Source organism: Pseudomonas sp. 05N433 (genome assembly GCF_056396925.1).
The window spans coordinates 1-11,917 of the sequence record NZ_JBFTML010000015.1 but is presented as its reverse complement, the minus strand read 5'-3'; the positions used below and the strand labels follow the sequence as shown (position 1 = coordinate 11,917).

At 59.1% G+C, this 11,917-nt stretch carries 12 protein-coding genes and 1 pseudogene; 5 read left to right on the top strand and 8 right to left on the bottom strand.

The window, feature by feature from the left end:
* Nucleotides 1-5 precede the first annotated feature (5 nt).
* Nucleotides 6-782: a ferredoxin--NADP reductase gene (locus AC1DIS_RS10570; protein WP_086945915.1), complete on the bottom strand. Its 777-nt coding sequence runs from the start codon at nucleotides 780-782 to the stop codon at nucleotides 6-8.
* 291 nt (nucleotides 783-1,073) lie between these two features.
* On the opposite strand from AC1DIS_RS10570, the gene AC1DIS_RS10565 reads away from it, so the two are divergent.
* Together AC1DIS_RS10565 and AC1DIS_RS10560 are read left to right on the top strand one after the other, a co-directional pair.
* Nucleotides 1,074-1,784, top strand: coding sequence for an autoinducer binding domain-containing protein (locus AC1DIS_RS10565; protein ID WP_064620506.1), 711 nt, complete (start codon nucleotides 1,074-1,076; stop codon nucleotides 1,782-1,784).
* Nucleotides 1,785-1,968: 184 nt separating this feature from the next.
* Nucleotides 1,969-3,093, top strand: coding sequence for a methyltransferase (locus AC1DIS_RS10560; protein WP_018925816.1), 1,125 nt, complete (start codon nucleotides 1,969-1,971; stop codon nucleotides 3,091-3,093).
* Between the two features lie 71 nt (nucleotides 3,094-3,164).
* Here the strand turns inward: AC1DIS_RS10560 and AC1DIS_RS10555 are convergent, their stop codons facing one another.
* The 3 genes from AC1DIS_RS10555 to AC1DIS_RS10545 are packed head-to-tail and all read right to left on the bottom strand — an operon-like array spanning nucleotide 3,165 to nucleotide 5,840.
* Nucleotides 3,165-3,332 carry a DUF2474 domain-containing protein gene (locus tag AC1DIS_RS10555; RefSeq protein WP_081625770.1) on the bottom strand — a complete coding sequence of 56 codons (168 nt, stop codon included), beginning with the start codon at nucleotides 3,330-3,332 and terminating at the stop codon, nucleotides 3,165-3,167.
* A 57-nt stretch (nucleotides 3,333-3,389) separates the two neighbouring features.
* On the bottom strand, nucleotides 3,390-4,397 hold the full coding sequence (cydB, locus tag AC1DIS_RS10550) for a cytochrome d ubiquinol oxidase subunit II (RefSeq protein WP_018925814.1): 1,008 nt from the start codon (nucleotides 4,395-4,397) through the stop codon (nucleotides 3,390-3,392).
* Nucleotides 4,398-4,400: 3 nt separating this feature from the next.
* Nucleotides 4,401-5,840 (bottom strand): cytochrome ubiquinol oxidase subunit I, encoded by a 1,440-nt coding sequence (locus tag AC1DIS_RS10545; RefSeq protein WP_018925813.1) that lies wholly within the window; start codon nucleotides 5,838-5,840, stop codon nucleotides 4,401-4,403.
* 526 nt (nucleotides 5,841-6,366) lie between these two features.
* Here AC1DIS_RS10545 and AC1DIS_RS10540 point away from each other — a divergent pair.
* Entirely contained in the window at nucleotides 6,367-7,605 is a 1,239-nt protein-coding gene (locus AC1DIS_RS10540) for an MFS transporter (protein WP_477743861.1), read from the top strand.
* 9 nt (nucleotides 7,606-7,614) lie between these two features.
* On the opposite strand, the gene AC1DIS_RS10535 is transcribed toward AC1DIS_RS10540, so the two are convergent.
* Nucleotides 7,615-8,166 carry a DJ-1 family glyoxalase III gene (locus AC1DIS_RS10535; RefSeq protein WP_018925811.1) on the bottom strand — a complete coding sequence of 184 codons (552 nt, stop codon included), beginning with the start codon at nucleotides 8,164-8,166 and terminating at the stop codon, nucleotides 7,615-7,617.
* Nucleotides 8,167-8,233: 67 nt separating this feature from the next.
* On the bottom strand, nucleotides 8,234-8,680 hold the full coding sequence (locus tag AC1DIS_RS10530) for a DUF4879 domain-containing protein (RefSeq protein WP_167331177.1): 447 nt from the start codon (nucleotides 8,678-8,680) through the stop codon (nucleotides 8,234-8,236).
* A gap of 235 nt (nucleotides 8,681-8,915) precedes the next feature.
* On the opposite strand from AC1DIS_RS10530, the gene AC1DIS_RS10525 reads away from it, so the two are divergent.
* Together AC1DIS_RS10525 and trmA are read left to right on the top strand one after the other, a co-directional pair.
* Nucleotides 8,916-10,211: an NCS2 family permease gene (locus tag AC1DIS_RS10525; protein ID WP_018925809.1), complete on the top strand. Its 1,296-nt coding sequence runs from the start codon at nucleotides 8,916-8,918 to the stop codon at nucleotides 10,209-10,211.
* Complete coding sequence (gene trmA, locus AC1DIS_RS10520) at nucleotides 10,208-11,287, top strand: tRNA (uridine(54)-C5)-methyltransferase TrmA (protein ID WP_064620515.1); 1,080 nt, start codon at nucleotides 10,208-10,210, stop codon at nucleotides 11,285-11,287. The genes AC1DIS_RS10525 and trmA overlap by 4 nt, the downstream gene beginning before the upstream one ends.
* Nucleotides 11,288-11,338: 51 nt before the next feature.
* Here the strand turns inward: trmA and AC1DIS_RS10515 are convergent, their stop codons facing one another.
* Nucleotides 11,339-11,785, bottom strand: coding sequence for a DUF2442 domain-containing protein (locus AC1DIS_RS10515; RefSeq protein WP_477743860.1), 447 nt, complete (start codon nucleotides 11,783-11,785; stop codon nucleotides 11,339-11,341).
* Nucleotides 11,782-11,917, bottom strand: a pseudogene (locus AC1DIS_RS10510) (DUF4160 domain-containing protein); the annotation flags it as partial. The gene AC1DIS_RS10515 and the pseudogene AC1DIS_RS10510, both read right to left, overlap by 4 nt.

Here is an 11,917-nt window from a genome sequence, read left to right as displayed (position 1 = left end):
TTCGTTTACCAGTAGGTTTCCACCGCCACTTGGCCAGGTCGGCGACTGAGGCTCAAGTGCATGTCCCGTTGTTTCAGCAGCTTACGCGTCTCATCGATCATCTGTGGGTTACCGCAGAGCATCACCCGCGAATGCTCGGCTGTCAGCGCTACACCGGCCGTCTGTTCCAGTTCGCCATTTTCGATGAGGCTGGTGATCCGCCCGTTCAAGGCACCCGGATGCTGTTCGCGGGTGACGGTGGGAATGAATTGCAGTTTGTGCGCGTACTCGGCCAGGTAGTCACGCTGCGCTAGCTCCGCAATCAATGCCTGGTACGCCAGCTCCCGCGCTTCGCGCACGCTGTAGACCAGGATGATTCGTTCGAATTTCTCCCAAACTTCGAAGTCCTGCAGGATCGACAGAAACGGCGCCACGCCCGTGCCTGTGGATAACAACCAGAGATCACGGCCATCGACGAAGCGATCCAGCGTCAGATAACCGAAGGCCTGACGGTCGACCAGCAGCGTATCGCCAGCTTCCAGCCGACTCAGCTCACTGGTGAATTCCCCTCCCGGCACAACAATAGAGAAGAACTCAAGGAACTCGTCATAGGGCGAAGAGACCATGGAATAAGCCCGCCATACCGTGCTGCCGTCTGTCTTGGTGACACCCAGCCGGGCGAACTGCCCCGCTCGGAAACGAAAGCCCGCATCCCTGGTGGTACGCAGGGTGAACAGGTTCGGAGTCAACGGCCGGACCTCAAGCAAGGTCTGACGAGTGAATTTTTCAACACTGGCAGTCATGGGCCGCTCCGATCAACAGATGACACCAGTGTCCCCCAAAGCAGACGACGTAAACACCGATGGTTTGTAGTGTTATTCGTGCAGAGACTTGGGCAGTGCAATAAAGAACTAGTACCGGAGTGTTAATTTTGTATAACCCTAAAACAACGCTAAGAACTAGTTATGCAGCTACAGGATTTTTCAAGAGCAAAATAGTTCAGCATGCTTGTAAGAATTCTCCTACACTCTGGGACGTGCCGGATCTTGGATCCAATCGGCACCCCCCCAAGAAATTCCGCATGGAGTTACCAAATGAAAGTGTGGAAGGAGTCACAGCTAACACAGCTTTCTTGCGCTCAAAAAATAGAGACCGCGTACGAGATATCGCTTAACCTCGTTAAAAATATGGGCTTTAATTTTTGTGCATTTTCAATAACATCCCCAACAACAGGGACACACCGCCATAAGATAATCCTGAATAATTACCCTAGCGAATGGAACACGAAATATCAAAACGAGCATTACGATACGGTTGATCCAATACTAGCCCACTGCTGCGGCTCCGAAGTACCGATTCTCTGGCAAGAAGAGTGCTATTCAAAAACACCACGGCTGTGGCAAGCGCAAAAAAACCAGGGGTTGCACTACGGTTGGTCCCAATCCGTTCATGATAAGAACGGGCTTTGCAGCATCCTGAGCGTGGCCAGAACCCATTGCCCGATTACCGCATATGAACTGTACAAAAATCTGGGCTACGCGATGTTTATCAACCGTCACCTGCACGGGATTATCGCGAAAGACCTGCCGGCCTCCTCGCTGAAGCCGCCCACAACGAGTTTGTCATGCAGAGAAATCGAGGTGCTGAAATACTCAGCCGTGGGCAAGACGGCCTGCGAGATCGCAATCATCCTCTGCGTGAGCGAAAGCACTGTGCGTTTCCATATAAAGAACGCCATCCACAAACTTGGCGTCAATAACAAGATCGCGGCGGTGATCAGGGCAGCGAAAGCTGGCGTCATCTGAAACTGTTCGAATCAGGTAATCCCTGCAAGTAATCCAGACCAAAAAAACGTACCATCTGCGCTCCATCCCGAGTGATGTCGTGTGAAGCGTCCACGACGCAGTCCGCTCGGATGGCTCCGCCCGCTACAACGTCCGGCGGCCACTCGTTGATTATCTCCGCTGACTACCCAGAGCCCTCCGCCTCATGCCTCTGCTCGAAACTTCTTTCGCCCAACTCGACCTGATCCGCCAGCCAGAACAGCAGAACGAACCGCTGCAAGCGTTTGATGCCGCAGACGAATACCTGCTCAATCATCTGGCCGGGCAACAACCGACGGCAGATACTCGCGTACTGGTGCTCAACGACAGCTTCGGCGCATTGGCCGTTAGCCTGGCGGGCAAGGTCCGAGTGACCAGCAGCGGCGATTCATTTCTGGCCTTTCAGGGGCTCGAAAAAAACCTCATGCGCAATGGCCAGGCGTTTGATGCGGTGCCGAGCGTACCAGCCAGCGAAGCGTTCGTCGGGCCGTTTGACCGAGTATTGATCCGGGTACCGAAAACCCTGGCCTTGCTGGAAGAGCAACTGATCCGGCTACAGGGTCAATTGGCTCCCGGTGCTCAAGTGATTGCCGCCGCGATGGTCAAGCACCTGCCACGTGCCGCGGGCGATCTGCTGGAGCGCTACATCGGCCCGGTGCAAGCCTCGCTGGCCGTGAAGAAGGCTCGGCTGCTGATCGCCACGCCCGAAGCCAAAGCCCCCGCTGTCTCTCCATACCCGACGCGCTATCGACTCGACACGCCTGCAATCGAACTGCTCAATCACGCCAACGTGTTCTGTCGCGAAGGGCTGGATATCGGCACACGAGCCTTTCTGCCACACTTGCCGAACAACCTCGGCACAGCGCGGGTCGCCGATCTGGGGTGTGGCAACGGCGTGCTGGCGATCGCCAGCGCCCTGCAAAACCCCGAGGCCCATTACACATTGGTGGACGAGTCATTCATGGCCGTGCAATCGGCCGCTGAAAACTGGCGCGCGGCGCTGGGTGATCGTGACGTGATCGTACGTGCCGGCGATGGGTTGGCGGGGCAGGAACCCCAATCCCTCGACGTGGTGCTGTGCAATCCGCCATTCCACCAACAACAAGTGGTCGGCGATTTCCTGGCCTGGCGGATGTTCCAGCAAGCGCGCGAAGCGCTGGTGGTGGGCGGCGCGCTGTACATCGTCGGCAACCGTCATCTGGGCTATCACAGCAAGCTTGCGCGGCTGTTCCGCGGCGTCGAACAAGTGGCCGCTACTCCCAAGTTCGTGATTCTCAAGGCACGCAAATAAAAGCAGGCAAAAAAAACCCTCCGTCGCAGGAGGGTTAAAAATCCGTGCCGCAAGGCAACGGGATGGGAATTTCAGTGGGTGCTCAGGCCCGCGGCATTCATGAACATGCGCATCAGCGTGGCCACGATGAACAGTGCCCCAACGCTGCCGGCCCAGATCAACGCCAGCCAGCCGAGTCGTTGCCAAAGCGGCTTTTTCTCTGCGGCTTCGATTTCCTGCAAATCAGGTTTGCCAGCCATCATCGCGTTCTCCTCTGCAACGGCGCAGGTATCAACCTTGCGCCGTATTCGTATGGGCTAGTGGTAACCGTCTTCATGGGTGACCTTGCCGCGGAACACGTAGTAGCTCCAGAAGGTGTAACCCAGGATGAACGGGATGATGAACAGCGTGCCCACCAGCATGAAGCCCTGGCTCTGCGGCGGTGCGGCAGCGTCCCAGATCGAGATCGACGGCGGCACGATGTTCGGCCACAGACTGATTCCCAAACCGCTGTAGCCTAAGAAGATCAGCACCAGGGTCAGCAGGAATGGCGTGTAATGCGCATTGCGAGCCACCGCGCGAATCAGACCGTACAAAGTTACCAGCACCAGAATCGGCACCGGCAGGAACCAGAACAGATTAGGCAGGGTGAACCAGCGTGCGGCGATCTCGGCGTGGGCCAACGGCGTCCAGACGCTGACGATGCCAATCACCGCCAGCAACACGAAGGCCAATGGTCGCGCCAGGTCATGCATCTGCTCCTGCAGCTTGCCTTCGGTCTTCATGATCAGCCAGGTGCAACCGAGCAGCGCATAAGCCACGACCAGCGCCGCGCCACAGAACATCGTGAACGGCGTCAGCCAGTCGAGTGAACCACCGGCAAACTGACGATTGACCACCGGCAGCCCATCGATGAACGCACCCAATGCCACGCCCTGGAAGAAGGTCGCGGCGATCGAACCACCGATGAATGCCTTGTCCCACAAGTGGCGCTTGGCGTCCTTGGCCTTGAAGCGAAACTCAAAGGCCACGCCACGGAAAATCAGCCCGATCAGCATGAAAATCAGCGGCAGGTACAACGCCGAGAGCACCACCGAATAGGCCAGCGGGAAGGCGCCGAACAATGCCGCGCCGCCCAATACCAACCAGGTTTCGTTGCCGTCCCAGACCGGGGCGACGGTGTTCATCATCACGTCACGGTCGGTCTTGCCCTTGATGAACGGAAAAAGAATCCCGATCCCCAGGTCGAAGCCGTCCATGACCACGTACATCATGATGCCGAAGATGATGATCACGGCCCAGATCAGCGGAAGATCAATACCCATGATTCAAATCTCCTTGGTCAGGCTGTGGTTGTGATCGCCGTCACCGTTGTCGTCGGCGGCGGACAGCGGACGGGCCGGCGTGCGCTTCTGGCCAGGACCGCCTTCGTTGGTTTCCTTGCCTTCGTCGATCTTCGGCCCTTTGCGCACCAGGCGCATCATGTAGCCAAGACCGGCACCAAACAGCGCGAAATACACCACGACGAACATGATCAAGGTGATGCTCATCTGCACGAAGCTGTGCCCGGAGGACGCATCCGCCGTGCGCATCAAGCCGTAGACCACCCACGGCTGACGGCCGATTTCAGTGGTGAACCAGCCAGCGAGAATCGCGATCAGGCCGGATGGGCCCATCCACAGTGCCAGATACAGGAACGGACGCGAGGTATACAGCGTGTCGCGCTTGCGCAGCCACAGGCTCCACAAACCGGTGAAGATCATCAGGAAACCCAGGCCGACCATGACCCGGAACGACCAGAACACGATGGTCGAATTCGGCCGGTCTTCAGGCGGGAACTCCTTGAGCGCCGGCACCTGTTTGTCCAGGGTGTGGGTCAGGATCAAGCTGCCCAGGTACGGAATCTCGACCGCGAATTTGGTCTTTTCGGCTTTCATGTCCGGCCAGCCGAACAGGATCAACGGGGTCGGCTCATCGCCGACATTTTCCCAGTGACCTTCAATCGCAGCGATTTTCGCCGGCTGGTGCTCGAGGGTATTGAGGCCGTGGAAGTCACCGATGACGGCTTGAATCGGCGCCACGATCAGTGCCATCCACATGGCCATCGAGAGCATGGTGCGGATGGCCGGGTTGTCCTTGCCGCGCAGCAAATGCCAGGCCGCCGACGAACCGACGAAGAAGGCGGTAGCGACGAACGCCGCCGTGGCCATGTGCATCAGGCGGTAAGGGAACGACGGGTTGAAAATGATCGCCAGCCAGTCCACTGGAATGACTTGGCCGTTGACGATTTCGTAGCCCTGCGGGGTCTGCATCCAGCTGTTGGAGGCGAGAATCCAGAAGGTCGAGATCAGGGTACCGATGGCGACCATGACGGTGGCGAAGAAGTGCAGCTTGCGCCCGACCCTGTTCCAGCCGAACAGCATGACGCCGAGGAAGCCGGCTTCGAGGAAGAACGCAGTGAGTACCTCGTAGGTCAGCAACGGCCCGGTCACGGAACCGGCGAAATCCGAGAAGCGGCTCCAGTTGGTGCCGAACTGATAGGCCATGACCAGGCCGGACACCACGCCCATGCCGAAGTTGACGGCAAAGATCTTCGACCAGAAATGGTACAGATCGCGGTAAGTGTCGTTGTGCGTCTTCAGCCACAGGCCTTCGAGTACCGCCAGGTAACTCGCCAGGCCAATGGTGATGGCCGGGAACAGGATGTGGAACGAAATGGTGAACGCGAACTGAATCCGGGCGAGATCAAGTGCCTCCAAACCGAACATAAGTCTTCCTCTGTCAGGTAATACTGGCTGAAGGCTCGCGGCCTGCACCCACTGCCCCCACGGTTATGGAGTGTGGCGAATTTGAACTCGTTCTTTTTCTACCATCATCACAACGTAGGGAATCTGGCCATCTGGCCTCCGGATCATTTCCACGAAGGGTCTTGATCTGGATCAAGCAACGTTGAAAGAGTAGTCGCATTTTTACCGATGGACGGTGTGGTCTATTGCCGCGTGACAGGTTGCCTCACGGGTTTGGTCATGCGTTGCAATGCATTCCCTGTGGCGAGGGAGCTTGCTCCCGCTCGGCTGCGCAGCAGTCGTAAAATCGGGTAACGCGATGTGCCTGTGGTGTGGGGTAGCAGGTTCGGGGCTGCTTCGCATCCCAGCGGGAGCAAGCTCCTTCGCCACAGGGAATTTGTATGTTCTGAGAGATCGGTGTCTAGCTAACTAAATTTTCCGTGCTCGCAACTCCTGGTTACAGGTTGGTGATAATCTCGCCCTTCCCCTCACCCAGACTTGCCTTCAGATGCCCAGCCAAGCGCCCCTGCTGTTACGTCATCACCGCCCTTTTATTGCGTTCTGGCTGGCTCGGGTATTTACCGCCAGCGGTTTTCAAATGCTGACCGTGGCCATCGGCTGGAATCTGTATCAACTGACCGGCAACGTGCTCGATCTGGGTCTGGTGGGTCTGGTGGAATTTGCCCCGCGGGTGTTGTTCATGCTGCACACCGGGCATGTGGCGGATCGCTATGACCGGCGCAAGGTCGCGGCGATCTGTCAGTCCGTGCAAGCGCTGATCGCCCTGTCGCTGGCCATCGGCAGCGCGACTGACCAAGTCACCCGGGAGATGATCTTCATCCTCGCATTCCTGCTCGGCGCCGCCCGCTCCTTCGAGATGCCAACCACCCAGGCCTTGCTGCCGAGCATCGTGCCCAGTGCCTTATTCCCGCGCGCGGTTGCTGCCGCGCAATCTGCGCAGCAATCGGCCACCATCGTTGCCCCGGCGCTGGGCGGTTTGCTTTACGCCTTCGGCAGCGTCTGGGTGTATGGCCCGACGGTGATCCTCTACCTCATCGCCTGTGCGCTGATGCTTAACCTACCGGCTCGGCAGACACCGTTGAACAAGGGCAAGGCAACCCTGGATTCGCTGCTCGCAGGCATCCGCTTCATTCGCAGCCGTCCGGATATTCTCGGGGCGATTTCCCTGGATCTGTTTGCCGTCTTGCTGGGTGGCGCGACTGCGCTGCTGCCGGTGTTCGCCAAAGATATTCTGCTGACCGGCCCTTGGGGTCTGGGCCTGCTGCGTTCGGCCCCGGCGGTGGGCGCACTGCTGATGTCGCTGTTTCTGGCGCGATTTGCCGTGGAACGCAACGTCGGACGGGTGATGTTTACCGCCGTGGGTGTATTCGGCGTGGCGACCATCGCTTTCGGCCTGTCGACTTCGTTCTGGTTCTCTCTCGCTGTGTTGGTGGTTTTAGGCGCGGCAGACATGATCAGCATGGTGATCCGCGCCTCGTTCGTGCAGCTGGAAACCCCGGACGAGATGCGCGGCCGGGTCAGTGCCGTGAATGGCTTGTTCATCGGTGCTTCGAATCAGCTCGGCGAATTCGAGTCTGGCTTGACGGCCCACTGGTTCGGCACCGTACCGGCCGTGGTGATGGGCGGCATCGGCACACTGATAGTGACCGGGGCCTGGGTCAGACTGTTCCCGACCCTGGCCAACCGCGACCGCATGCATGTGCCAGTGGAAGAGGTCAGGGCCTGAAGCCGTCTTCTACACCAGCAATTCCCCCGCCACCGCCGACCGCGTGGCTTTGCCGCAGAGTTGCTCCACCAGCGTCAGCGCAAACTCCAGTGCGGCGCCCGAACCCTGGGCGGTGATGCAGTTGCCATCGACCACCACCGGTTGATCGACGAAGTTGCAGCCCGACAATTGATGGCTGACGGAAGGCAGGCACGTCATGCGCCGCTGACGCAGCACGCCAAAAGTCTGCAGCGCCAGCGCCGGCGCTTCGGCAATGCCGGCGAACAAGCGCCCGGCGGCGACCTGGTCCTTGATCAATTGTTGCAGGGGTTGGTGGGCCGCCAAATGCTGCGCCCCCACGGCGCCGCCGGGCAAAACGATCAAGTCGAAGGGTTGGGCCAGCAAATCGACCAGCATCGCATCGGCGGTCAGGCGGGTGCCGCGAGCGCAGGTCAGCATGCGCCGCGACTCGATACTGGCCACCACCACTTCAACCTTGGCGCGGCGCAGAACATCGATCAGGGTCACGGTTTGCAGATCGTCGATGCCCTCGGCGAGGGTAATCAGGGCTCTAAAGGTCATGGGCGCGGTCCAGAGAATGATCTTTAAAGCGTAGTCAGCTTTCCTGCCCCTTGTTCGAGCCTGGCCGTTACTTGATGTAAAGCTGCGTCGACATCGTGTTGCCCGGCGCGTTGATGGAGGTGTTGCTGAATGTGAAGATGCCGTCCTGCTTGCCTGCCAGGTTGAAGATGTACAGATAGCCGACAGTTTTTTTCCCGGCTGAGCACTCGGTCAGGTTGCCGGTATCAAAAGCACAGACAGGGGTCCGGGTGCCATCCACTTCGAAACCGTCCAGGGCAACATGGGCTTCGCGACCGTAACCGACTTCCAGCACGTACACCTTGATGTTCGGCCCCTGGTGATCGCAACGGGTCTGCTCCTGCTTGTCCGCAATATCTTCAAAGCCACAGTTGGGCGACTCGACCTTGAGCACCTTGACCTGACTCAGTGGTGGAGCCGACGCTGCCGAGGCGGTTTGGGCACCCAGGAACAACGCGATCAACATCGTGAATACGGCAACCACGCGCGTGCTCATGTACTTCATATTCCGCCCTTCCCTGCCCTAAAAAAACAGCGCGCAGTATGGCGCAGTTCCCTTTTTGGCAAAACATCGACGACGATCGCAGCCATAAGCAGCCATGGCTCCACGCTGCTGGTATGATGCGCGGCTTTTTCCGACCCACAGAAAATTCCCAGGCGCCTACGGCGGTCTGTGCTTTGCTGTTGAGGTCGATACATTCACGGCGCCGGGCGCGCCACGGGGAGCAGACATGCTGGAAAGGCTGTTTCAACTCAAGGCACACAACACCAACGTGCGGACCGAGATTCTGGCGGGCGTCACGACCTTTTTGGCCATGGCCTACATTCTGTTCGTCAACCCGAGCATCCTCGGCGAGACCGGCATGGACAAAGGCGCGGTGTTTGTCGCCACCTGTCTGGCAGCCGCCATCGGCTCGACGACCATGGGCCTGATCGCCAACTACCCGATCGCCCTGGCACCGGGCATGGGCCTGAACGCCTTCTTCACCTACACCGTGGTCCTGCACATGGGCCACACCTGGCAAGTGGCGCTGGGTGCGGTGTTCCTCTCGGCGGTGATGTTTTTCCTGCTGTCGATCTTCCGCATCCGTGAATGGATCATCAACAGCATCCCGTTGGCGCTACGTTCGGCGATTGCCGCCGGCATCGGCCTGTTCCTGGCACTGATCGCCCTGCACAACGCCGGCATCGTCGTCAGCAACCCGGCGACCATGGTCGGCCTCGGCGACCTGAAGCAACCGGCGCCGATCCTCGCAACCCTGGGCTTTGCCCTGATCGTTGCCCTGGAGGCCCTGAAAGTGCGCGGTGCGGTGCTGATCGGCATTCTGTCGGTGACCATCGTTTCCATCCTGCTGGGCTTCAGCCCGTTCGGCGGCGTGATGTCGATGCCACCGTCGCTGGCACCGACCTTCCTGCAACTGGACATCAAAGGCGCACTGGACATCGGTCTGGTCAGCGTGATCTTCGCGTTCCTCTTTGTCGATCTGTTCGACAACTCCGGCACCCTGATCGGCGTCGCCAAGCGCGCCGGCCTGATGGGCAAGGACGGCCACATGCCGAAAATGGGTCGTGCCCTGATCGCCGACAGCACCGCGGCCATGGCCGGCTCGTTGCTGGGCACCTCGACTACCACCAGCTATATCGAATCCGCAGCCGGCGTGAGTGCCGGTGGCCGCACCGGCCTGACCGCCGTCGTGGTGGCGATTCTGTTCCTGCTGGCGCTGTTCTTCGCACCACTGGCCGCCAGCGTACCGGCCTTCGCCACCGCACCTGCCTTGCTGTTCGTCGCCGTATTGATGACCTCGGGGCTGGCGGAAATAGACTGGGACGACATCACCGTTGCCGCGCCAGTGGTAGTCACCGCGCTGGCTATGCCATTCACTTACTCCATCGCCAACGGCATCGCGTTCGGATTCATTTCCTGGACCGCCATCAAGTTGCTGTCCGGCCGTGGCCGTGAGCTGAACTCGGCGTTGGTGGTTCTGTCGATTCTGTTCGTGATCAAGTTAGGTTGGTTCAACGCATGACTTTTGATTCCCAGGCCTACGCCGTTCAGCTCGAAGAAAAGGTCACGCGCCTGCGTGATCTGCTGGCCCCGTTCGGTGCGCCCGAGCCTGCGGTGTTCGATTCGCCGCTGAAAAACTTCCGCCTGCGTGCCGAATTCCGCCTGTGGCGTGAAGCCGGCGAGCGCCACTACGCAATGTTTTCCCAGGAAGACAAACGCACGCCGATCCTGATCGAAGAGTTCCCGATCGCAAGCCTGCGCATCAACCAGTTGATGCCGCAGCTCAAGGCGGCGTGGCAAGCGAGTGCAGCCCTGAGCCACAAACTGTTCCAAGTGGAGTTCCTGACCACGCTGGCCGGCGATGCGATGATCACCCTGTGCTACCACCGCCCGCTGGACGAGCACTGGCACGCGGCGGCGTCGAAGCTGGCAGCCGACCTGAACGTCAGCATCATCGGTCGCTCGAAGGGCAAACGCGAAGTGATCGGTCACGATTACGTGGTCGAGCAACTTGAAGTCGGCGGCCGCACCTTCAGCTATCGCCAGCCGGAAGGCGCGTTCACCCAACCCAACGGCACGGTGAACCAGAAGATGCTCAACTGGGCGTATGACGCCCTTGGCGATCGTTCCGACGACTTGCTGGAGCTGTATTGCGGCAACGGCAACTTCACTTTGCCGCTCGCTACGCGCGTGCGCAAAGTGCTGGCCACCGAAATCAGCAAGACCTCGGTCAACGCAGCGCTCAGCAACCTGAGCGAAAACGCGGTGGATAACGTCACGCTGGTGCGTTTGTCTGCCGAAGAATTGACCGAAGCCCTGAACGAAGTTCGCCCGTTCCGTCGCCTGCACGGCATCGACCTCAAGAGCTACGAGTTCGGTAGCGTGTTCGTCGATCCGCCCCGCGCCGGCATGGACCCGGATACTTGCGAACTGACCCGGCGCTTCGACAACATCCTCTACATTTCCTGCAACCCGGAAACCCTCGCGGCCAACATCGCCCAACTGAACGACACTCACCGCATTACTCAATGCGCGATGTTCGACCAGTTCCCGTGGACCCATCACATGGAATCCGGAGTGTTGTTGACCCGTCGTTGATTGCTTCCCCCTACAAATCAGCCGTCCCTGGGACGGCTTTTTTGTGGGCGATCAAAGAGCCGTATCGACCTTGCGTGGGCGACCGCCCTTCTTGCCGTTGGCCCGAGCTGCCTCGGCTTTGGCGGCGCTGCTCAGACGACCATTGCGCGAGGCGATCACCGAGGCCGCCATATCCATCAGCGGTTTGCTCGCCGAAATCAAACCGGCGATGGACACCTGCAGGTCCTTGCCTTCATGGCAAAGCGCGGCTCCGGCGAAACCGATTTTCAAACCGGCGAAATCCTCGGTCTCAAAACCATCGAACTCTGGATAGTTTTTCACTGGCAACAACACACCGCTGCCATCCTCGAAACCGACGGCGAGACATGGATCGAGAAAGATCACCGTCGTTGCATTCAATCCACTGCGACGGCGTAACTCGCCACTCTCGATCGCTTCGTCCAAAACGCCTTCGGTCACAGGGTGATCTACCTGCATTTTTGCACTTATCGTTTTCATAATTCGATCTCCACGCCCTCCGGTGCTCCCATCAGCGTCAATAAGGTCTTGTTTCCTTCAGGCTCATAGCGAGCCGAACCAATCATGTAAGTCGTGCTGGCAACCCTCTTCATCACGACCACTTCATTGCCC